The 22,276-nt window shown below is 60.8% G+C and carries 13 protein-coding genes; 12 read left to right on the top strand and 1 reads right to left on the bottom strand.

Annotation, left to right across the window (positions count from 1 at the left end; translation table 11 throughout):
* Nucleotides 1–3 precede the first annotated feature (3 nt).
* The 6 genes from OH491_RS22235 to OH491_RS22210 all read left to right on the top strand — a co-directional run bounded on the left by OH491_RS22235 (nt 4) and on the right by OH491_RS22210 (nt 6,369).
* A complete protein-coding gene (locus OH491_RS22235) occupies nt 4–1,134 on the top strand; it encodes a mannonate dehydratase (RefSeq protein ID WP_084441861.1) in 1,131 nt (376 codons plus the stop codon).
* The gene (locus OH491_RS22230) at nt 1,131–1,913 is read left to right on the top strand and encodes an SDR family NAD(P)-dependent oxidoreductase (protein WP_068768994.1); all 783 of its coding nucleotides are present in this window, start codon (nt 1,131–1,133) and stop codon (nt 1,911–1,913) included. The genes OH491_RS22235 and OH491_RS22230 overlap by 4 nt, the downstream gene beginning before the upstream one ends.
* A 55-nt stretch (nt 1,914–1,968) precedes the next feature.
* Nucleotides 1,969–2,712 carry an RraA family protein gene (locus OH491_RS22225; protein ID WP_068768995.1) on the top strand — a complete coding sequence of 248 codons (744 nt, stop codon included), beginning with the start codon at nt 1,969–1,971 and terminating at the stop codon, nt 2,710–2,712.
* 7 nt (nt 2,713–2,719) lie between these two features.
* Nucleotides 2,720–4,159: an MFS transporter gene (locus OH491_RS22220; protein ID WP_145928585.1), complete on the top strand. Its 1,440-nt coding sequence runs from the start codon at nt 2,720–2,722 to the stop codon at nt 4,157–4,159.
* 29 nt (nt 4,160–4,188) lie between these two features.
* A complete protein-coding gene (locus OH491_RS22215; protein WP_342750712.1) occupies nt 4,189–5,253 on the top strand; it encodes a lactonase family protein in 1,065 nt (354 codons plus the stop codon).
* A 93-nt stretch (nt 5,254–5,346) separates the two neighbouring features.
* Nucleotides 5,347–6,369: a LacI family DNA-binding transcriptional regulator gene (locus OH491_RS22210; protein WP_068768997.1), complete on the top strand. Its 1,023-nt coding sequence runs from the start codon at nt 5,347–5,349 to the stop codon at nt 6,367–6,369.
* 136 nt (nt 6,370–6,505) lie between these two features.
* On the opposite strand, the gene OH491_RS22205 is transcribed toward OH491_RS22210, so the two are convergent.
* On the bottom strand, nt 6,506–7,864 hold the full coding sequence (locus OH491_RS22205; RefSeq protein WP_068768998.1) for an FAD-dependent oxidoreductase: 1,359 nt from the start codon (nt 7,862–7,864) through the stop codon (nt 6,506–6,508).
* 166 nt (nt 7,865–8,030) lie between these two features.
* Here OH491_RS22205 and OH491_RS22200 point away from each other — a divergent pair, with 166 nt between their 5' ends.
* The 6 genes from OH491_RS22200 (at nt 8,031) to OH491_RS22175 (ending at nt 22,238) form a co-directional block, all read left to right on the top strand.
* Entirely contained in the window at nt 8,031–11,723 is a 3,693-nt protein-coding gene (locus tag OH491_RS22200) for a cellulase family glycosylhydrolase (RefSeq protein ID WP_068768999.1), read from the top strand.
* Between the two features lie 201 nt (nt 11,724–11,924).
* Complete coding sequence (locus OH491_RS22195; RefSeq protein WP_068769000.1) at nt 11,925–12,878, top strand: glycoside hydrolase family 130 protein; 954 nt, start codon at nt 11,925–11,927, stop codon at nt 12,876–12,878.
* 106 nt (nt 12,879–12,984) lie between these two features.
* Complete coding sequence (locus OH491_RS22190) at nt 12,985–14,430, top strand: MFS transporter (protein ID WP_068769001.1); 1,446 nt, start codon at nt 12,985–12,987, stop codon at nt 14,428–14,430.
* A 222-nt stretch (nt 14,431–14,652) separates the two neighbouring features.
* Nucleotides 14,653–16,173: an ADP-ribosylglycohydrolase family protein gene (locus tag OH491_RS22185; RefSeq protein ID WP_068769002.1), complete on the top strand. Its 1,521-nt coding sequence runs from the start codon at nt 14,653–14,655 to the stop codon at nt 16,171–16,173.
* A gap of 60 nt (nt 16,174–16,233) precedes the next feature.
* Complete coding sequence (locus OH491_RS22180) at nt 16,234–19,014, top strand: TonB-dependent siderophore receptor (RefSeq protein WP_068769003.1); 2,781 nt, start codon at nt 16,234–16,236, stop codon at nt 19,012–19,014.
* Between the two features lie 311 nt (nt 19,015–19,325).
* A complete protein-coding gene (locus OH491_RS22175; RefSeq protein WP_068769004.1) occupies nt 19,326–22,238 on the top strand; it encodes a glycoside hydrolase family 2 protein in 2,913 nt (970 codons plus the stop codon).
* The last annotated feature ends 38 nt before the right edge of the window (nt 22,239–22,276 follow it).

The raw sequence follows: 22,276 nt of genomic DNA, 5'->3' as shown, positions 1-22,276 counted from the left end.
ATCATGTTTCTGATCGAATTTCTCTCTCCGCGACCACATCAGCTCTGGGCCTTGGTGCGCCAGATGGGTGTCACGCATTGCGTGGTCAAAGCCGCGCCCGAGTTGACCGGGCTGCCTCCGCCGGACGAACCCGGTGTGCTCGCGCGGATAAAAAAAGAATTGTCGGAGGCGGGCGTGACTTTGCTCGGGCTGGAGGGCGATCCCTTTGACATGGGCCGTATCAAACTCGGCCTGCCCGGCCGCGACGAAGACATCGTCCGCTATCAAGCCATGCTGCGCGAAATGGGGCGGCTGGGGCTGCGATTGCTTTGTTATAATTTTATGGCTGGCATCGGCTGGCACCGTTCGCAGGCCGCGTTGCCCGGCCGCGGCGGGGCGCTGGTTTCCGGCTTCGACTTGTCGGCGGAATCGGCGGAACCGCCCCCGGCGGGAGAGGTGCCGGCGGAGAAAATCTGGGATCATTATATCTATTTCCTAAACGCCGTCCTGCCGGTCGCCGAGGCAGCGGGCGTACGTCTTGGCGCGCATCCCGACGATCCGCCGCTCCCGGCCCTGCGCGGCATCGGACGCGTTTTTAATTCGCCGGAACAATTCGAGCGCGTGCTCGCCCTCTCGCCGTCGCCGGCGCATGGCCTCACCTTTTGCCAGGCCAACTGGAAACTCATGTGCGGAGGCGGCCTGCCCGCGCTTTCCGCCGCGATACGCAAGCACACCGCGGCGGGCTGTGTGCATTTCGTGCACCTGCGTCACGTCACCGGCACCGCTTCGCACTTCACGGAGACGTTTCACGACGAGGGCTCGGACGAACTGGTCGCGATGATGCTTGAATATCATAAAAACGGTTTTCGCGGCCCGGTGCGCTGCGACCATGTGCCGACGCTGGCCGGCGAGGAAAACGCCGGTCACACGCCTGGCTACGGCACGCTTGGACGCCTCTTCGCCGACGGCTACCTGCTCGGCCTGATGGATGCGCTCGGCCTCCGCACCTCGCCTGCCGAATGGTTATCGGCACCGCCGCGCCCCGCGCCATCCGAGAGCGACGGGGGCCAACTCGTCGCCGAACGGCGGTCACATCCCAAACACGACGGAACGGAGCCCGCCGCTCCCGGACCAAGCACACCCATTTCCCGATGAAAACTGACACACCGCAACCTGCCGCGCTTCCCCAAAGCCTCTCGCTCACCGGACGCCGCGCCCTGGTCACCGGCTCGACTCGCGGCATCGGCCGCGTGCTCGCACTTGCCTTCGCGCAGGCCGGCGCCTCCGTCGCCATGCACGGACGCGATGGCGGTCTGCAAGCTGCCGCCGCCGCACGCGCCGCCAGCGCAGCCTGCCTCGTCCAATCCGACCTCGCCGACGCCGATGGTCCGCGCCGCGCCTACGAGCAGGCCGTCGCCGGACTCGGCGGCGCGCCTGACATCCTCGTTTGCAACGCCTCCCTCCAAATCCCCGCCGACTGGCTCGCCGTGACCCGCGCCGACTTCGACAAACAAGTCGCCGTCAACTGGCGTGCCACCCTCGAACTCTGCCAACTCGCCGCGCCCGCAATGAAAGCCGCCGGCTGGGGACGCATCCTCACTGTCGGCAGCGTGCAGGAGGCGCACCCTCATCCGCACATGATTGTCTACGCCGGCACCAAATGCGCCCAATCCTCCCTCGCCACAAATCTTGCCCGCCAGCTCGCCCCGTGCGGCGTCACCGTAAACAACCTCGCCCCCGGCGTCATCCTCACCGATCGCAACACCGTCCGCCTCGCCGACTCCGCCTACGCCGCGAAAGTCCTCGCCTCCATCCCCGCCGACTACTTCGGCGAGCCCACCGACTGCGCTGGTGCCGCCCTCCTCCTTTGTTCCGATGCCGGCCGCTACATCACCGGCCAGACCCTTTTCGTGGACGGCGGCATGTCGCTCTGACGCCGTTCGCGCCGCCGCCGCTTAAACTTAAACTCTCAACTCAAACTTTTCCGCCATGTCCATTGACGCCTACAAAAAAGAAGTCGGGATGATGAATCTCGAAAAACTCATCGCCGCGCGCGAGCACGTATCTGCCGCGCCGTTTCCGATTCCCGAGGAGGAATTGCTCGCCCGCTACGAGCAACTCTACACTGGCGCGATCAGCGACGTGCTCCGCGAGCACGCCCTCCTCGACCAGGCACTCCCCGGCCACCTCCACCCGCTCCGCCCCGAGCGCACCGTCGCCGGCCTTGCCTTCACCGTCAAAAGCGCGCCCAACGTCAAAATCACCGGTGAAATGGCCTTCCGCACCCAGATGCTCGCCGCGCTCCCCCAGAACAGCTTCGTCGTCTGGGATACCTCCGGTGACGAAAAAGCCACCCTCTGGGGCGGCGTCATGACCGCCACCGCCGCCGGCCTCGGCGTCCGCGCCGCCGTGATTGACGGCGGCATCCGCGACACCCACCAGATTCTCGAAAAAGACTTCCCCGTCTTCTACAAGCACCGCATCCCGAACGGCAGCCTCGGCCGCTGCCTCATCACGCATTATCAAATTCCCATATTAATCGGCGACGTGGTGATAAAACCCGGCGACATTCTCCTTGGCGACATAGACGGCGTGGTATGCGTTCCCCGCGACATCGCGCACGAGGTGCTGCTCCGTGCCGAGGAAATCAAACGTAACGAGAAAAAAATCTTCTCTTGGGTCGCCGAAGGCCAGTCCATCAACCAAATCACCCAAAAAGGCGGGTACTTCTAAATTGTCCATGAAAACCGCGCCCCGAACAACTCCACCGCCACCGCCGGGCATCCGCCACGTTACTGCGCCGGAGGACCGGGTGCCCGTCGCGCAGAAGCTCGCCTACGGTGGCGGGGCCTTCGCCGACAACACCATGCAGAATGGCATCAACACCATGGCCAACCCGGTGTTCAACATGACGCTGGCGGTTGACCCCGGCATGGTCAGCACCGCGCTCGCGCTGCCGCGGTTGTGGGACGCGGTGGTGGACCCGTTTGTCGGCAGCGCCTCGGACAACGCCCGCACCCGCTGGGGGCGGCGCAAGCCGTTTATCGTCACCGGCTCGATCCTGTGCGGATTGTTGTTCGCGCTGGTCTGGATGGTGCCGCACGGCTGGTCGCAATGGGGATATTTTTCCCATTTCCTCGCCATGTCGCTGCTGTTCTACACGGCCTACGCCGTCTTCGCCATGGCCTTCGGCGCGCTGGGCATGGAAATGAGCCCCGACTACCACGAGCGCACGCGCGTCATGGCTTACAAGACCTTCTTCGGCTCGGTCTCCGGCATCTCGACGGCCTGGATGCTCTGGCTCTCGCAGCGCCCATGCTTTTCCGACACGCTCGACGGCATGCGCTGGGTCGGCGCCGGCATCGGTCTGACCATCGCGCTCCTCGGCATTTTGCCGGCTTTGTTTATCAAGGAGCGCACGCAGGCCGCCGTCACCCGCCAGAAAAAACTGCCCCTTATAAAAAGCCTGAAAGAGGCCGTCGGCGTGAAACCGTTCCGGCTGTTGTTGTATTCAGTGGCGCTGATGGCCGTCGGCATATTCATGGTGAACAGCTTGGGCTATTATATAAACATTTATTATGTCCACGGCGGCGACATGCGGGCCGCGTCCGCGGTGCAGGGCTGGTCCGGCTCGACCTACTGCCTGAGCAGCATGGCCGCGCTGCCGCTCATCACCTGGGCGTCAACCCGCTTCGGCAAACGCCGCACGCTCGCCGCCGCCCTGTGTTTCCCGCTGGCCGGCACCCTGCTCAAGTGGGTTTGCTACAACCCGGCTTATCCCTACCTCCAGCTCGTCCCCGTGCTCCTGATGGGCTCCGGCATGGCCGCCCTCTGGACCCTGCTCGGCTCGATGGTCGCCGATGTCTGCGACGTGGACGAGTTCGAGCACGGCGTCCGTCGCGAGGCCACGTTGAACGCGGTTTTTGCCTGGGCCTTCAAGTTCGGGCTGACGCTGGCGTTGCTGCTGTCGGGCTTCGTGGTCGCGTTCTCCGGCTTCAAAGCGGAGCTGGGCGGCGGCCAGGCGGCGGAGGCGCTCGTCATCATGCGCCTGTTGTATATGCTCGTCCCCGCCACCGCGCTGGCGCTCACGATCTTCATCGTGCTGCGCTTCCCGATTGATGAAAAGGACGCCTACGCCATCCGCGCCAAACTGGAGGCACGCCGCGCCGGGGCCGCGTAGTTTATATAAAAGCCGCGCGCCTCCGAAAAATGAAAACCCACGCCTTCATCGGCTCCTACACCCGCCAGGGAGGGGAGGGCATTTACCGAGCGGACATTGATTGCGAGAACGGCCGCATTCTGCGGACGCGGCTTGTCGCGCGCGCCGAGGACCCGTCATTCATCGCGCTCCACCCGTCGGGATGTTTTCTCTACGCGGTGAACGAGGTTTCCGCCGCCGGCGGCGCGGAGGGCTCGGTCAGCGCCTACGCGACGGGACAGGATGGCGGCGGCCTCCGCCTGATAAACCGCGCACCCTCCCGAGGCAGGTCGCCCGCGCACCTGATGGTGGACGCCGCCGGTAAACACCTGTTGCTCGCCAACTACAACGGCCCCGGCGTCTGCGTGTTCCGGCTGGCCTCCGACGGCGGTGTCGGGCCGCTGGTTTCAAGGATAAATCACACCGGCTCCGGCCCGCATCCCACCCGCCAGCGGACGCCGCATCCGCACTCTATAATTTCCGCGCCCGCCGGAACCACGGCGTTTGTATCCGACCTTGGGACGGACGAAGTAATCCGCTATGATTATAATCCGGGGACGGGCGCGCTTTCGGAATTTGGCATACGCCGCACCCGGATTGCCCCATATTCCGGCCCCCGGCACGGCGTGTTTCATCCCTCGGGGCGTTTTTTATATGTGGCATGCGAACTGTCATCCGAGATTGCCGTCTTTGATTACAATCAGGAAACAGGCGAAATCGACGGACTCCGGACGGCACCGGCAACAGGCAGGCGGGAGGATGCCACGCGTAACGCGCCCGCCGAAGTGAAGACGGATGCGGCGGGCCGTTTTCTGTATGTGTCCAATCGTGGCGCGGATTGTATTTCGCTGTTTAATATAAATGAGGCAACAGGCGATCCAACGTTTGTTGAAAACGTCTCCACGGGAGGCGCGACTCCGCGTCATTTCGCCCTAGATCCATCGGGCCGCCTTCTGCTGGCCGCCAATCAGGACGGCGGCGGGCTTGCGCTCTTCCATATCGCCCCGGACACGGGCCGGCTCCGCTCTGCCTGCGCGGAACCGCTGCCCGCGCCAAGCTGCGTTCGTTTCGCCTGAACGCCGGGGCGCCATCCGGAGGGGCTGCGTAAAGAGAACGCCCCCATAAATGCCTTGCGCCGAAACATCGCTGAAATAGTTTCGCCCGTGTATATGGCAAACATCTACGATGTGGCAAAGGCGGCCAAGGTTTCCCCCGCCACCGTGTCCCGTGTCATCAACGGGCGTCCGGGCGTGCGCGAGGAAACCATCCAGCGCATTCGTAAGATCATGGATTCCTCGGCCTTCCAGCCTCGTTGGAAGGCCATCGACCGCAACCGCCTGCTCGTGCTTTTGCCGGAGCATCGCGGCGCGTTGGAAAGCGGCTACATATCGCGAATTCTCAGCGGGATTTGCGACGTGACGTTCGCCTCCGGCTTCGGCATCCAGATGCAGCCGTTTATTCCGCAGATACGCAACAACAAGGAATTGCGTCAGTTGGTAATGCGCGAGGGGGTTGCCGGATGCATCATCATTACGATGTTTCAGGGCTATGCGATGGCGGAAAAACTCGGCCTGACACAAACTCCCCATGCCATTGTCGGCTATAAAAGCCAAGACGACGGGGTGCATCAGATTCTTCTGGATGATTATCAAGCCGGGATGAATGCCGCACGCTATCTCCTTTCGCTCGGCCACCGGAAAATTGCGATGGTGTCGTTCAAGCACGTTGACCACGGGCATCAGCAACGTTTCGCCGGGTATGCGGCCGCGCTGCGTGACGAGGTGGACGCAAATCCGCCCGTGTGCGTGGAGGTTGACTCCGCGACGGTGGAGGACGGACGCAGCGCCGCGCGGCGCCTGCTCTCGCTGCCCGACCGTCCGACCGCGGCCATCATCACCAACGAGGATTTGGCGGTCGGCTTCCAGAGCGAGGCGCGCAACATGGACATCCGCGTGCCTCGCGACCTCTCCATCATAGGGTTTGAGGAGTCTGACACGCTTGCCTATCTCGACACGCCCATGACGGCGATGCATATTCCGGCCCAGGCGATGGGCATGGAGGCCGCCAAGATGGTCTTTGGCCAAATGACCTCGAAATCGGAGGACACCGGACAAAAAACGCCCATCCCGACGCATTCCATTCATCTCCCCATTTCCCTTGTGGCCCGACACTCCACTCAGGCTGTCGAGTGAGGCCAATGATCCGTTCAAAGCGGGGGTATATGGTCGGAATCTTTCTTCTTTCTCCTCTGGCCGGTGCCGCTGGCGGGAGAACGAGGAAGGAGGGCAGCCTTCGGTAAGGCCAATGCGATCCAGGGGAGGGATTGCGCTATAACATGATGGAGCCTCCTGCGGATAACAAAGAACGGAGCGAGGCGGCATTAACCTGAGGCACGTGTGTGTTTTCGGTGAGCGCGATATGGGCGGCGACACCGGCTGCCTCCCCGGTCTGGTTGGTGTTCACCATCACTCGCAGCCCGCCATAGGCGGACCGGTCGGCGTCCAGAATGCGGCCCGCGACCAGCAGGTTTGAAAAACCTTGAGGCACGAGCGCGCGGAAAGGAATCTGGTAAAACCGGGGGCATGGCTCCCCCTCTTTTCTCCAGCGGTGCTCGCTGGTTTCCCCTTGTTTCGACACCCTCTCCTCCTTCCCGTCCAGGTAACGGATGCTCGTCCCCTCGGGGCCGTGGATGTCCAACGGATAAGTCCCGTTGCCAATTGCATCTGGAAATTTCTCCCCGCGCAGCAACTCGTCAGCCGTGACCCGGTGTAGGCAGCAGGCATGCCATGAATCCCGTATTCCAATCTGGTGCGGCAGGGCCAGCAGCGCCACGTCCGCCGCGGTCGCACCATAGTGCTGGCGTATCAAATCGAGAAATACCCGCGCATGACGGCGGCCCTCGATATGCGCCTGGGTCAGTTGATCGGCGTCGCTTCCATCGACGCCGTTCAGCCGGGCACCAAACACCGTTTGCACGTGGGACGCGCCCGGCACGATGTCCACCCACGGATTGCTATCCCGCAGGCCCAGCGCGAGCGCGGCGTCGCGGATTTCCGGCCACAGCCGCGCCCCCGGATTTTGTTCCAGCACGCGCTGGATTCCCGTGGCGAGAAATTGGTGGGAAACCGGCTGCAAGGGCGCGTGCTGCGCCGCCCGTCCGCCCGCCCGGCGGACGAGGTTCCCGTTGCCGGTCGCGTCGATGAATACCTGGCCGGTTATCGCGCGCCGCCCCGATTCGTCCTCGATCACCACCGCCGTCAACCGGTCCCCGGAGACCACCGGCTGGACCACCCTTGCCGCCAGAAACGGACGGATCGTTCCCGCCTCGCGGACAAGCTCGTCAAGCTCGATCGCGAGTTCGGCGGCGTTCAATTTATAACGGATGCGCTCATGCCCGGCGACGGCGAGGCATGCGCCGCGTCGCGTGAGCCGTTCCACGACTTCCCACGTAAGCCCCCCGATGACGCGATTATTGCGGGCGGAGTCGTCAAGGCGGTGCCAGTGGTTGACCAGCGCGGCGGTTGCCGTGCCTCCCAGCAGGCTCGCCTGTTCGATCAGGGCGACCCGGGCTCCGAGTCTCGCTGCACGCACTGCTGCGAAAACGCCTGTGCAACTGCCACCTGCGATTACGATATCCGCCTCGTGGCAGACAGGAATATCATGAGATGGGAAAGAAATTTTCTTCATATCTGAAACAGTTTCGTCTTGATTTCATTTTTTATTGCACTAGTCCAGTCTTCATTCAGCAACACTTTCACCATTGGCGCAACCCCTCCTGTTTCTCCCTGCCTGCCCACTGACGCTTTTCTGCCTCAGCGTATCACGAAAACCTCAACACCAACTCACCTCTCGCATGAAAACACACACTCCACCGGCCGCCCTCCGGCTGTTTTCCTCCCTCGCCTTGGCCGCGGTCTGCCTGTCCGCACCATCCCCCGCCGCGGTCTTCCTCGACACCGCCGAAAACCTCGACAACTGGCAAACCGAAGTCCCCTCCTATGGGGCGCAGGTCGGCAACTACTTCATCGCCGAAGGCGGTGAGTTCAAGATATTAAACGGTTACTCCACTTATAACGTTTTTGTCATCAGCAAAAACAAGTTTATTGCGACCGAAACGTTTGAACTTTCCTTTGACGGTTTCCACGGGCCGAACACCACCTCAAGTGTCAACAGCACGAAATATGAAATCGGGCTTTTTGAGGTGGGTGGTGGCGCGGCGGGGCAAAAATTGATGTTTTGCCTTTCCCCCACCGGCCTCGGCAATGACTTGGACGGAGGCACCGTCCCCGGTGCCACGCTTATATATAATGGTACCACCATCAATCTGAGCGGGAGTTCGTATCCCCGTCCGGTCGCGGCCTCCACGACATACGGGAAAGCCGCGTTCAAAATCAAATACGAGCACCTCAACGGGAAAGTCACCATCACCCAGACCGCTGGCGCCTACCGGCCCGTCAATTCCAAAGACGGTGCCGCGGTGCCGCCGGGCGGCATAGTCATCTACAACGGTACGCCGGGCGACGGCGCGAAGATTGATTTCAAGGATGGCCTCGCCATAAGAATCGTCGCCCGCACCGGCGGCAATGCGATCACCGGCTCTCCCATGACCATTGACAATATAAGATTGGAGACCGATCCCGGCGTCGTCGAACCCCCATCGTGGCCCGCCGCCGCGCAGCGTGGCGTGAACGCCGGCAATTGGCTGACCAGTTTTACAATGAATGACACACTCATTCCGTGGGGCACCAGACTCATGCGGTTGCAGCTCCTAGGCTCGTCCCCCGCATTCACGCCCGAGTTGGATGGAATTAGCGGCGAGTGGACCTTCCCCGCCGCTGGCTGGACTGCCATTGATAATTTTCTGGATGCGGCAAGAAGCAACAACATGAAGGTGGTTCTCGACTTCCACGGGGGGGCACACTTTTTCCCGGACGGCAACTACAGCACATGGTCACAGGAGCCCGGCGCGCCGGGCATCGCCAACAAGAACAAACTCGTCAGCCTCTGGAAGACCATCGCCACCCGCTACAAAAACGAGCGCGGCACTATCGCTGGCTATGAAATATTCAATGAGCCGAATGCCGGTGGAAACCCGGACGCGGACAAGGAAAACGGCGTGGCCCCGCTCGATGGCGCCGACGCTTGGAACACTATCGTCACCGACGTCATCGTAGCCATTCGCACGATAGACAGTTACCACGCCATTGTGATCGAGCCGGTCGGTTACGCCAACCAAAAATACCTCAAGCGCCTGAAATACTTCGACCCGGAGGAGACGCCGGGCATCATTTATAGTGTTCACATTTATTCCCCGCACGAATACGCCGAGCAAGGCACCGTCAACATCCAGCCCCTCTGGAAATACGGCTTCGATGGCATCATCGTCAACGGCACCGCCGTCGGCTCGGGATACTATTATCCCGGACCGATTGACTTCACCACCGGTTACGCCAATCCCCCTACTTATGAGACAATCGTGCTCGATAAAAATTATCTGCGCGAGCGGGTCGCCCCGATTCTGGAGTTTCAAAACACACACAAGGAGGCCCGGATTTTCATCGGCGAGTTCGGCGCCGTTCGCCACGCCCCCATAAACCTCACCGGGCAGGACAGCACCTGGACATTTTTACGGGACTACCTCTCGTTGTTCCATAACGAAAACCCCACCGTCAGTTATCCAAACTGGGACTGGACGATTCACGCCTTCCAATTTTCCGCGAATGATCTTTATACCGGATTGCAATACGACAATAACCGGGACAGCACCATGCGTTATGCGGACACCAATAAGATTCGCCTCTATAAACACTATGTGGACCCGACCAACGATACCGTCACCCCGCCCGCTTATGATGACACGCTGCCCGACGCCGCCATCCCCGCAACCCCGCCGCCGCCGCCCTACGGCCTCGCCGCCACCCCGCTCGGCAGCGGTATGATTGACCTCACGTGGCTTGCCGCATCACGTACGGAAAAGTATAAAATCAAGTATTCCACCACAGGGACATCCGGCCCGTTCACCGACCTTGTTGCCATTGACCAGCCCGCGGTGGAAACAATCGTCAGCGGTGCCTACAGGGTGGGCTACACAGATGGCACCGTCACTCCGCTGTCTCCCGGCGCGGTTTATCATTACAGGATTTCAGCGACCAACGCCTATGGTGAAAGCGCGCCCGGCACCGTGGTCACCGCCACTGCCAGCACCCTCGTCATCCCGATTATAGACACCCAGCCCCAGCCGCAATCCGCCGAGGTCGGCGTCCCGTCCACGCTCTCCGTTGGTGTCAGGGCGGGCACCGGCGCGCAGTCCTGGCAATGGTTCAAGGACGGCGAGCCGGTCGCCAGCGGCACCGCCTCCGACCTCGTGCTCGCCGGTTCCCCCGCCGACGCTGGCGTTTATATGGTGAAAGTGACCGGCCCCGACGGCTTCGCCGAAAGTGCGCCTGCCACCGTTACCATCCTGCCTTCCACCTCCGGCCCCTTCGGCACCCCCGCCGCGCTTGCCGCCGTGGACTCAGGCGAGATTTATATAGCGGACTCTGAAAAACATATCCTCCATGCACTCACCGCTGCTGGCGCCGTCTATACTTTTGCCGGCGCCAGCGGCACTGCGGGCGTGACTGACGACGACCGGCTGCAGGCGCGCTTCAGGAACCCTTCTGGCCTCGCCGTGCGCTCCGGCACCTTGTATATAGCCGACACCGGAAACTCCGCGCTGCGCGTCTCCGACACCGGTGCCTCCATCAAGACTTTCATATCCGGCACCGCCGCCGTCCTCAGCCATCCTGTCGGCCTTGCCGCCGACACCGCCGGCACTGTTTATATCGCCGACCGCGACCACCACCAAATCCGCAAGATCACAGCCGGCGGTGAGGTGAGCATCGTCGCTGGCAGCGGCGTGTCAGGCACGGCGAACGGCACCGGCACGCTTGCCCAGTTCAATGGCCCCGCTGGCGTGGCGCTGTTCGAGGCAGGCGGTGCGAATGATTTTCTTTATGTCGCCGACACCGGCAACCACACCGTCCGCGTTGTCGAGCTCGCCAGCGGCGCGGTAGATACCCTCGCCGGAAAGGCGGAGGAGCCGGACTTCGCCGACGGCGCCGGTGCGGACGCGCGTTTTAACAGTCCCGGCGGCCTCATCGTGGACGGCGATGGCGACATTTACCTGGCCGACACCGGCAACTCCCTCATTCGCAAAATCACGCCTGCTGGCGTCGTCAGCATCGTCGCCGGCGCGCCTGGTGTGTCCGGCTTCAAAGATGCCGGCGGAACCACCTCGTGGTTCAACCAGCCGCGCGACATCACGCTGTCCGCGAGCGGCACCTTGTATATAGCCGACACCGGCAACCGCGCCATCCGTGTCATCGGCGCGGACGACAAGGTGGCCACGCTCGCCCCCGTCGCTGTCGCCTCGCCGGTTCCGCCCATCCCGTCCTACACGCTGCCGACCAAGAGCCAGGACGGCGGCGGCGGAGCGCCCACCCCGCTCCTCCCCGCCCTGGTCGCCCTCCTCCTCCTCCTCGCCCGCCGCTTCCGCCTGAAATAAACCACCCATTAAACTGTCGACAGATTGCACAGATTAAAAAACAAATTATTAAAAACAATCTGTGCGAATCTGTGTAATCTGTGGACAGTAAAACCGGACAAATAAATTCACCACAAAGGATATTAATAGCTGTTCTTTATAAAATTCATTCCTTTGTGCTCTTTGCGCCTTTGCGGTGAATAAAAACAGACCATTCATTTGATGATTCCAAACAATCCAGACTCCCGCGTCTTCAAAAAGCACCCGCTCAATCCCGTGCTCGCCCCCGGTAATTTTCCGCCCGGCGTCATGTATGCCTTCAATCCGGGCGCGATTAAATTCAACGGCGAATACCTAATGATGGTCGACGCGGCGACAGAGGCACAGCCGATCGTGTTCTGGCTGGCCCGGAGCCGCGACGGCGTTTCCTGGCGGACGGATTCCGCGCCGGTGAACTGGCCCGCACCTGATCCCGCCCATCGGGAGGATTGTGTCTATGACCCGCGCATTACTAAAATAGGCAACGAGTATATTATCATCTACGCCAGCAGTTCCGAAGCCGGCGGCGTCAGGCTGGGCATCGTGAAAACAATCGATTTCAAAACCTTCACGCGTGTCTCCATCGCCAGCGAACAGGGGAACCGCAATGGGGTGTTATTCCCCGAGAAAATCAACAGTCTCTACGTACGCCTCGATCGGCCCTTCGGCGATCCCAACGACACCTGCGGCATGTGGGTGAGCTATTCGCCCGACCTTGTTTTTTGGGGGAAGTCCGAGCCCGTGATGGGACCGCGCTCCGGCCTGTGGGACAGCCTGAAGGTCGGCGCCGGCGCCGTGCCCATTAAAACCGACCAGGGCTGGCTGGAACTTTACCACGGCGTCGCGTCCACCGGCGTCGGCATGGTTTACCGCCTGGGCGTCTGCCTGCTGGACTTGCAAAACCCGGCGCGCGTCATCGCCCGCAGCGAGGACGCCGTGCTCTGGCCCGAGCATGATTATGAGCTCACCGGTCGTGTGGGCAATGTCGTCTTCACCTGCAACGCCATTGTGGAGGACGACAAGACGGTGAAAATCTACTATGGCGCCTCCGACACCTGCATCGGCCTCGCCGAGGCCCGACTGGATGATTTGGTGGATGCCTGTTTTAGAAAAAACCCTTTCATCCTCCGTGCCTAGCCTTCGGCTCCCGACGGCACTATTCGAAAAGTCCTTCTCTTCGCATCCTTCGCGCCCTTCGCGGTTAAAAAACAGACGAAGGCACAAATAATCATACAAAAACCCGATGCCCGACCCCGTGAACAACAAAAGCCAGCCGCACCAAACTGCGCCGGAGGACCGGGTGCCCGTCGCGCAGAAGCTCGCCTACGGTGGCGGGGCCTTCGCCGACAACACCATGCAGAACGGCATCAACACCATGGCCAACCCGGTGTTCAACATGACGCTCGCGGTTGACCCCGGCATGGTCAGCACCGCGCTCGCGCTGCCCCGGTTGTGGGACGCCATCGTGGACCCGTTTGTCGGCAGTGCCTCGGACAATGCCCGCACCCGCTGGGGCCGGCGCAAGCCGTTTATCGTCACCGGCTCGATCCTGTGCGGATTATTGTTCGCGCTGGTCTGGATGGTGCCACACGGCTGGTCGCAATGGGGATATTTTTCCCATTTCCTGGCCATGTCGCTGTTGTTCTACACCGCCTACGCCGTCTTCGCCATGGCCTTCGGCGCGCTGGGCATGGAAATGAGCCCCGACTACCACGAGCGCACGCGCGTCATGGCCTACAAGACCTTCTTCGGCTCGGTCTCCGGCATCTCGACGGCCTGGATGCTCTGGCTCTCGCAGCGCCCGTGCTTTTCCGACACGCTCGACGGCATGCGCTGGGTCGGCGCCGGCATCGGTCTGACCATCGCGCTCCTCGGCATTCTGCCGGCTTTGTTTATCAAGGAGCGTGCGCAGGCCGCCGTCACGCGCCAGAAAAAACTGCCCCTTATAAAAAGCCTGAAAGAGGCCGTCGGCGTGAAACCCTTCCGGCAGCTGCTGTATTCAGTGGCGCTGATGGCCGTCGGCATATTCATGGTGAACAGCCTGGGCTATTATATAAACATTTATTATGTCCACGGCGGCGACATGCGGGCCGCGTCCGCGGTGCAGGGCTGGTCCGGCTCGACCTACTGCCTGAGCAGCATGGCCGCGCTGCCGCTCATCACCTGGGCGTCAACCCGCTTCGGCAAACGCCGCACGCTCGCCGCCGCCCTGTGTTTCCCGCTGGCCGGCACCCTGCTCAAGTGGGTTTGCTACAACCCGGCTTATCCCTACCTCCAGCTCGTCCCCGTGCTCCTGATGGGCTCCGGCATGGCCGCCCTCTGGACCCTGCTCGGCTCGATGGTCGCCGATGTCTGCGACGTGGACGAGTTCGAGCACGGCGTCCGCCGCGAGGCCACGTTGAACGCGGTGTTCGCCTGGGCCTTCAAGTTCGGGCTGACGCTGGCGCTGCTGCTGTCGGGCTTCGCGGTCGCGTTCTCCGGCTTCAAGGCGGAGCTGGGCGGCGGCCAGGCGGCGGAGGCGCTCGTCATCATGCGCCTGCTGTATATGCTCGTCCCCGCCACCGCGCTGGCGCTCACGATCTTCATCGTGCTGCGCTTCCCGATTGATGAAAAGGACGCCTACGCTATCCGCACCAAACTGGAGGCACGCCGCGCTCAACCCCGAGACCTAAGCCAAGCCACCAATTAAAAAACAACCATTAAAATAGCCGAAAAGACGCACAAAACAAGCACTCCTTTTTGTGCCTCTTTGTGGCCATTAAAACCGAACCATTAAATTAACCGCGGAAGCACGAAATTTCGGTTCCGAGCGAAGCGACATCAGCCAACACGGAAGCAAGCCAATCTTCTCCTTTTTTCAGGGCTTCCGTCCTTCCGTGTTTCCGCGATTAAAAAAACGAACCTTTTCCCCATGTCCCCCCCGATAAACGATCTCCCCCGCAAAATCCACGCCTGCTGGTTGGGGAAGAACATCGGCGGCACGCTCGGCGGGCCGCACGAGGGCAAGCCCGGCCCGCTAGCCCTTTCGTTTTATGATCCGGTGCCGGACGGCGTCCTGCCTAACGATGACCTCGACCTCCAGCTTGTCTGGCTGCACCACTTGCTAAAAACCGGCGCGACGCAGGTGACGCCGGAAATCCTCGGCGAGGCATGGACGCGGCATGTCACGTTCCCCTACGATGAATACGCCATCTCGCTAAGAAACGCGGCTTGCGGTCTGTCCGGTCCGGCCCGCGGCGCGACGGACAATTTTTTCGGCGAGTGTATGGGCGCCGCCATCCGCAGCGAGATTTGGGCCTGCGTGGCTCCCGGTAACCCCGCCCGGGCGGCCGGCTTCGCCTGGGCCGACGCGGTCAATGACCACTCGGGCGAGGGTGTTTGGGCGGAAGTATTTTTCGCCGCGCTGCAATCCCTCGCGTTTGTCGAAACCGGCACGCAAACGCTGCTTGCCGACGCGCTCGCCCGCCTGCCCGAAGCCAGTGAAATCCGCCGGGCCGTCCTCGCCACGGTGGCCGAGTGGGACCGGACGCGCGACTGGCCCGGTGTGCGCGAATATATAATCGCCCGTTACGCGCGGACCAATTTCACCCACGTCACCGCCAACGTGTGCTTCACCATCCTCGGCTGGCTGGCCGGCGGCGGCGATTTCTGGAAATCCATCTGCATCGCGGTCAACTGCGGCTACGACACCGATTGTACCGGCGCGACGCTCGGCGCCCTGCTGGGCATCATAAACCCGGAGGGAATAGACAACCGCTGGCTCGCGCCGATTGGCGAGGGCGTGGTCGTTTCCGCGCCAATCATAGGAATCGAGCCGCCGGCCACTCTCGCGGAACTGACCTCGCAGGTCATGGAGTTGGGCTGCCAACTGCGGGCGGCGTCGCCGGTGATCGGAGAGATTGCCGAATGCCGGCCCGCCACGCGCGACACCGCATTTTTCCATCAGCCGGTTTTAATCGAACACCGACACGATTATACAATGGGTTTTGAAAAAACACCACCCCCGGACAAATGTGACAAAACAACCATCCATGGCCAATGGCTCCGCTTCCAGCGTGAGTCGTTTATGAACAAGGCGCTGGACATTGTTATTCCGTTCTATCTCCCCGCGCCCGGCGATTACGCCGTCATGGCCTGGTCGGATGGCGACATCACCTGCGCGCTGGACGACCAGCCCGTGCTGGCCGTGCCGGCAGACGATACCCGCCGTAATATATATGCGGCACCCTCCCCGCACCGCGCCGGACCGTTCCGCGCCGAGGTGCGGATTGGCACCGGCGCGCACACGCTGCGCCTCCGCCTGCGTCGCCCGCAAACCGCGACAGATTGCGTGTTCGCCCTCGCCGACGCTGCCACCCACCAATGGCTGCCCGGCGCCTTCGGCGCGCAAGGCCGCGTGGAAGGGGCTCCCCTCCGTGCCCGCACTCCGTGAACTCTGTGTCTAAAACAAACCAACCATTTTCCCATCAGCCCAACCCTGAACCCTAAAATAATGAACACCACAACCAACCCGTGCCGCGCCCGCCTTTGCCTGCTGGGGGCGGCTCTTGCCGGCGCCGTCAGCCTCGCGCTGCCCGCGCAATCCGTCAAAATATCCGCCGGCGAGGCGGAGGAAATCGTCGAGATGTCCCCGTTCGAGGTCTCCACCTCGAAGGATGTCGGTTACATGGCCGCCAGTTCGCTCACCGGCGGACGGACGAGCATGGACCTGCGCGACTCGCCTGCCGTCGTCTCCGTCCTCACGCGTGAATTTCTCGACGACATCGCTGCCACCACGCTCGCCGAGGCTTCCCAGTGGGCGACCAATGCCATGCCGATGGACGGCAATGCCGAGGCCGTGCAGGGCGAGTATCAAGTCCGCTTTCGCGGCATGGGCGCCGGCTTTCCCACCCGCAATTATTTTGTCTGGTATGTGGACAGCGATGACTACAACACCGAGCGCTTCGAATTCGCCCGCGGCCCCAACGGCGTGCTGTTCGGCGACGGCAACGTCAGTGGCATCGCCACCACCTGGACCAAGCGCGCCAATTTATACAAGCCTCGGCATGTCGCCTCGCTCAGGATGGACTCCTACGGCGGCTGGCGCATGGCATTTGACGCCAACCAGCCGCTGGTCTCCAGAAAATTCGCGCTCCGCGTCAACGGCCTCCTCAACCGCGCCGAAGGCTGGCGCGATTTCGCGGAGTCCGACCGCGACGGGCTGCATCTGGCCGGCACGTGGCGCGTCCTGCCGAGCATGAATTTCCGCTTCGAGGGCGAATATGGCGACATGGAGCGTTATATATACAAGCAGAATTTCAAGGATTACGCCTCCTACTGGAACGGCTACACCACGACCAACGGTAATGATGCGAATACCAATATCATTGACCGCCCGCCGCCCGGCCAAGAACACGGCTTGCAACGGTTAAGCAGCATGTCCAACGGCAGTTATTTCCTCTGGGTTCCCTCGATGGCTGGTCTCAATGTCACCAACTGGGGCAATCTGTGTCAGACCAACGGCACCGGCGCGCCACTCATGGCCGAGCAACGGACGGACATCGCCTCCGAAATCAGCGACCGCGTCCCCATGCTGCCTTATCGTGAGTTTAACATCCAGCCGCTCGACTCGATTGTTCACAATAGATATTACACGTTTTCTGGCTACCTCGACAAGCACTTTGGCGACTGGCTGTTCATGGAGCTTTCCTTCAACCACTCAGAGCGCAACAACGACGCGTGGGACAACAGCGCGCTTTGGGAAGAATATCATATAGACATCAACCGGAAGCTGCCCAACGGCGACCCCAATCCCAAGTTCGGCGCCCCCTACACTGACCAGACCCGAGGCACGCAAGACGGCAAAAACCTGGTAGACGAGGTCAGGTTCATGGCGACCAGCCTGTTCGAGTCCCGCCGCATCCGCCAGCGCGTGACCGCCATCGTGGGCGGACGCGAGGAAACCAGTTATGAAATCCACTCCCGCCCGCGTCTTATAAACAAGACCAACGGTGCGAATTACAAATTGTGGGAGCGTTATTATTGGGACGAGCCGGCGGTCGCCGCCGGAGAAATCCCGGAGATCACAAACCCGAATCTCGACCTGGTCTGGCAGCGGGTGAACGTCGCCTACAACGACCGCTGGGTGAAATCAGCCCAAATTCTCGGCACCACCCAGTTTTTGCGGGAGCGCGTGACCTTGCTTTACGGCATCCGCTACGACGATTACGAGAATCGCACCGCCGCCGCCGCCGCTGTACCCGTGGTCGAGCCAACCGGTCGGGATGTCCAAAAGGTCTCCCCTGTCAGCCGCAGTCTGGGCGCGGTCTGGTATTTCCTCGAAAATGTCGGTGTGTTCGGCAACTATTCAGAGAGTTTCAATGCGCCGCGCAACGGCCCCAACCTGCTTGACGGTTCCTACCCGGACATCGTGAGAAACGAGGGCATGGACCTCGGACTCCGGTTCGAGTTTTTCAACAAGAAAATCACCGGTTCCGCCAGTTACTATGACAACACGCAGAACAAGAACCCCAACGACAGTTACACAAATGCCTACAACACCCAGTTGCAGTATCTCTGGCAACATTCCGGGCGTCCCGACCAAGAAACCATCCTTTACCGCGACACGCGCGACTACAAGGGCACCGGCTATGAAATAGACATCACCGCCAATCCCACGAAAAACCTGCGTGTCATGTTCAATCTCGCGCTTCCCGAAACCGAGGCGGTGAATCTCCGTCCGGGACTGAGAAAATACTTTTACGAGAGTCTGCCCACATGGCAGTCCGCGATTGGCAACCTGACGGACACGCCCGAGGACATATCCGTGAAAAATCAGATGCTCACTTATATTGAAAGCATTGAGAACGCCCTCAAGGCCGCTGCCAAGGGCACTGTGCTGCCCCACACAATCAAATACAGCGCCAATATCTACGGAACCTATTCCTTCACCTCCGGCCCGCTTCGCAGCCTCGAAATCGGCTTCGGCGCCAATATTCGCGGCAAGCGCAACATCGGTGTGGCCGATCCCGACCATCCGTTTGATTACTCCTACGCCAAGGCCTACCAAACTTACAGTGCCCACGCGAGTTACCGGCTTCGCTTTGGCAATAAGCGCCCGCTCCGCCTGCAAGTGAATGTTTCCAATCTCTTCGATAATGACGACAAGATTGTCTATGGCGTGTTCGCCTACCGCATGTATGGCCTAGCGGCCAACCCCCGCCTGACCGCCTCCGGCGATTACAATTATCTCGATCCGAGGAAAATCACCTTTTCCGCTGTCTATCAGTTCTGATTTTACCGGGTGCGGATTGGAGCATTGTTCATTTAATTGGTCGCAAACGTCTGGTAGGGAGGCCTCTCCGAGGCCTCCGTGAGAACGTCTCGATTACCTATGTATTTCACCATGCCCCGCGCACACTGGCGGAGGCCTCGGAGAGGCCTTCCCTACCGGCGCTGCCGCGCCATCTCTCTAATGCGAAAGAATAAACAAAAATGCTCCAACTCCCGCCGCACCCTTGGAAAAGGCCGCACCCGCGTTACGCTAACATCTCTTTTGTGCCGCGCTCCTCCAAATTAGTCCCAAATCTTTTTCAGAACCTTTTCATGGGACGACTACGATACCTCCTCGCCATACTCACGCTTTTTACGGCGCGCGCGCATGCGCATGCCGATGCGAATGTGCTGGTTATCAATTCGTATAAAAAATATTCGTCAGTGCAATACCTGAACGGGCAATGGCAGCGCACGGCGATACGGCTTTTTGCCAATGAAGCCGACGCTTATTCGAATGCGCTCGCCGCCAATGACGCGGCGGCGTTTACGGGCACGTATAACGTTCCCGAGGATTTGTGGGCGCACATGTCGAAGGAAAAAGTAACCGCCGATTTCACAAAGGATAAGCGTTTCCTCGCGCTCCACGTGAAACGCGTGTTCACCGTCACCAAGAAAAACGACAGGCGCTATCTTATGCGCTTCGGTGCGGTGGCGTATTACGGCGAGGTGCATGTCAACGGCGTGAATGTCGGCTCTCACAAGGGGGCCTATACGCCGTTTTGCCTCGATGTCACGCGCGCGTTGAAAAACGATGAGAACACGGTTGTGGTGAAAGTGATTAACGACATCGAGCCAGGCCCGGTGAACTGGAACCCTGAAACCCCGTTGAAGCATGTCTATGGCCCCCTGTGGGGAATGCAGGAATTGCGCGGCGGCATCTGGCAGGACGTTTGCCTGATCGAAACCTCGCGGGATTCCATCGCGGAGTGTCTCATCTCGACGGACATCGACAAAAAATCCGTGACGCTGGATCTCACCTTTTACGCCGACCGCGAGCGCGACGCGACGCTGGCTTTCACGCTCACGGACAACAAGACTGGCAGGGAGGTCGCCACGATGACGCGGAGGGTGAGACTGGCTCCGGATGGGACCGCCGTCGTGACGCTTGCGTATGACGACGTGACGCTGTGGGACATGGACAACCCGCAACTCTACACGCTCCGCGTGCGCATTGACGGAAACGCGGACATCTATCAGGACACGTTTGGCTTTAGACGTTTCGAGGCGAATGGGCGCAACTTTTACCTGAACGGACGGCGGGTGTATCTCTTCGGAGGCAACATGTATTCTGCGGGGTATTTCAAAAACCCGGAGGGCAGCCGGCGGCAACTACCGGCGCTTGTCCGCTCGCTTGCCAGTCAAAAGGCAAAGGGTTACAATACGTTTCGCACGCCGCACGCGCCCATGCCGGAAGTGTTCTACCGCATGGCCGACGAGGTGGGTGTTTTGATATACGACGAATGGGCGAACGCGTTCACCCGCAAGGCGCACGACGAGTTCTACGCGCAAAACGAGCGCGAGGTGGAGGAGTGGTTCAAGATGAATTATAATCGCGCCTCGGTGGTGATGTATGCGCTGGGCAACGAGGTGCCCGTGCAGAAGGCGCTCTTCTCGCCGTATGCGAAAATAAAGGCGCTCGACCGCATGAACCGCCCCGTCTCCGCGAGCGGAATCATGGGGGTGGTGTCGCGCAAGGACAAATTCTCCAACGCGGTGGCCGACAGCGGTGACGAATGGCTGAAGGTGGACTTCCTCGACTTCCACCCCTACACCGGCGTTGCCGGCGACTGGGCGACCATGCCCGAGGTGATCGCGCAAATGCGCGACAAGGCGGAGGCGGTGCTCGGTGTCAAGGATTTGCCGATGGTGTTCTGGGAGAGCATCGGATTTTCGTGGGGCGGCTATAAGAAAGCGGAGAAATATCCCGCGATTGTTTCAAATCCAAGCGTGTATGTGGAGGAGTTAAACGCGTTCGCCAAAAGGGGCTGGGGCATCGGCGGCAGCTTTCCCGCCGCAATCGGATTCAAAAATCTTGCCGACAAGGAAAAGGGCGTGGCGCATGGGTTCAAAACAAACCTCAAGCGCATCTCGGAAATACTGCGCTTCGACGGCATTGATTCGGTCGCGGGGTTCGCCCCGTGGCAGGGGCTGCTGGATGCGCGCGCGACCGAGTGGACCTCGCAGGCTTATACTCCGGTTTATGCGCGCATCAAGGAGCACGACATGCACTTTTCGTCGGGCAAAACCTACAAGCGCACGCTGGAAATCGTCAATCACTCATCCTTTGACGCGACGATTTCCAGCATCAGCGTCAAAATGGAGTCCGGCACGGAATCGAAAACGCTTTATCAGGCGAGGAACATGGCAATCGCGCCGTTTTCGCCGGTCGCGCGCGAGTTTTCGTTTGAGGCGCCCGGCGTTGATGCGTTTGCCGCGGCGCGGATTTTTATAGTTTATGAATATGCGCAATCCGGCGTGTCCCGCTCGGTCACGAACACCTACGACGCGGTGCTTTGCCCAGCGCGGAAGGTGCCCGTGCTTGCAACCCGGCCGCGCGCGGTCGCGTATTTGAAGGAAGAAGGGGCGGTGGCAAAGGCGTCGGAGCGTTGGCTCGCGTCGCTTGGTATTTTATGCGACGTGATACGCTCTTTGCAAGATGCGCCGAAATACTCGCACGTGGTTGTCTCGGAAAACACATTCGCGACCGCCGACGACACGCTTGCGTTGCGCGGCGGGGAATTGAACGCATGGCTTGCCGGTGGCGGAAAGCTGCTCATTCTGGAGCAGCAAACACTAAAGTCGGACGCGCCGCTTGTCGAAGGGCTTTCGCTGGCCCCCGTGCAGGGGGTGACGCACGGGGTGACTTTTAACGAAATCGTCGCCGGGCAAAGTCCCTTCCTGCAAGGCATCAATGACCAGCGCTTTTGGGATTACTTCAATGCCAACGCGGGCGTCATTTCAAAAACCGTCGCATATCCCATGCAAGCGGATACCATCGTGCTCTCCGCGCTGCACAAATATAGCGTCGGGAGCAGTTCGTTCGGCATGTCGCTTACGTATAAAAAAATCGGCAGTGGCGCGCTTGTCGTGTCGTGCGTTGATGTGTTCAGCCGTCTCGACGAGGACGGCGTTGCCGACGCGTATGCGGACAACCTTTTCACCCAATTCCTCAGTAATAATTAACCCATGACCATGAAACGCCTCCGCCAAATCACATCCAT

The organism is Termitidicoccus mucosus (assembly GCF_038725785.1).
GTDB classification, from domain to species: domain Bacteria; phylum Verrucomicrobiota; class Verrucomicrobiia; order Opitutales; family Opitutaceae; genus Termitidicoccus; species Termitidicoccus mucosus.
This window is presented reverse-complemented; position numbering and strand designations above follow the sequence as displayed.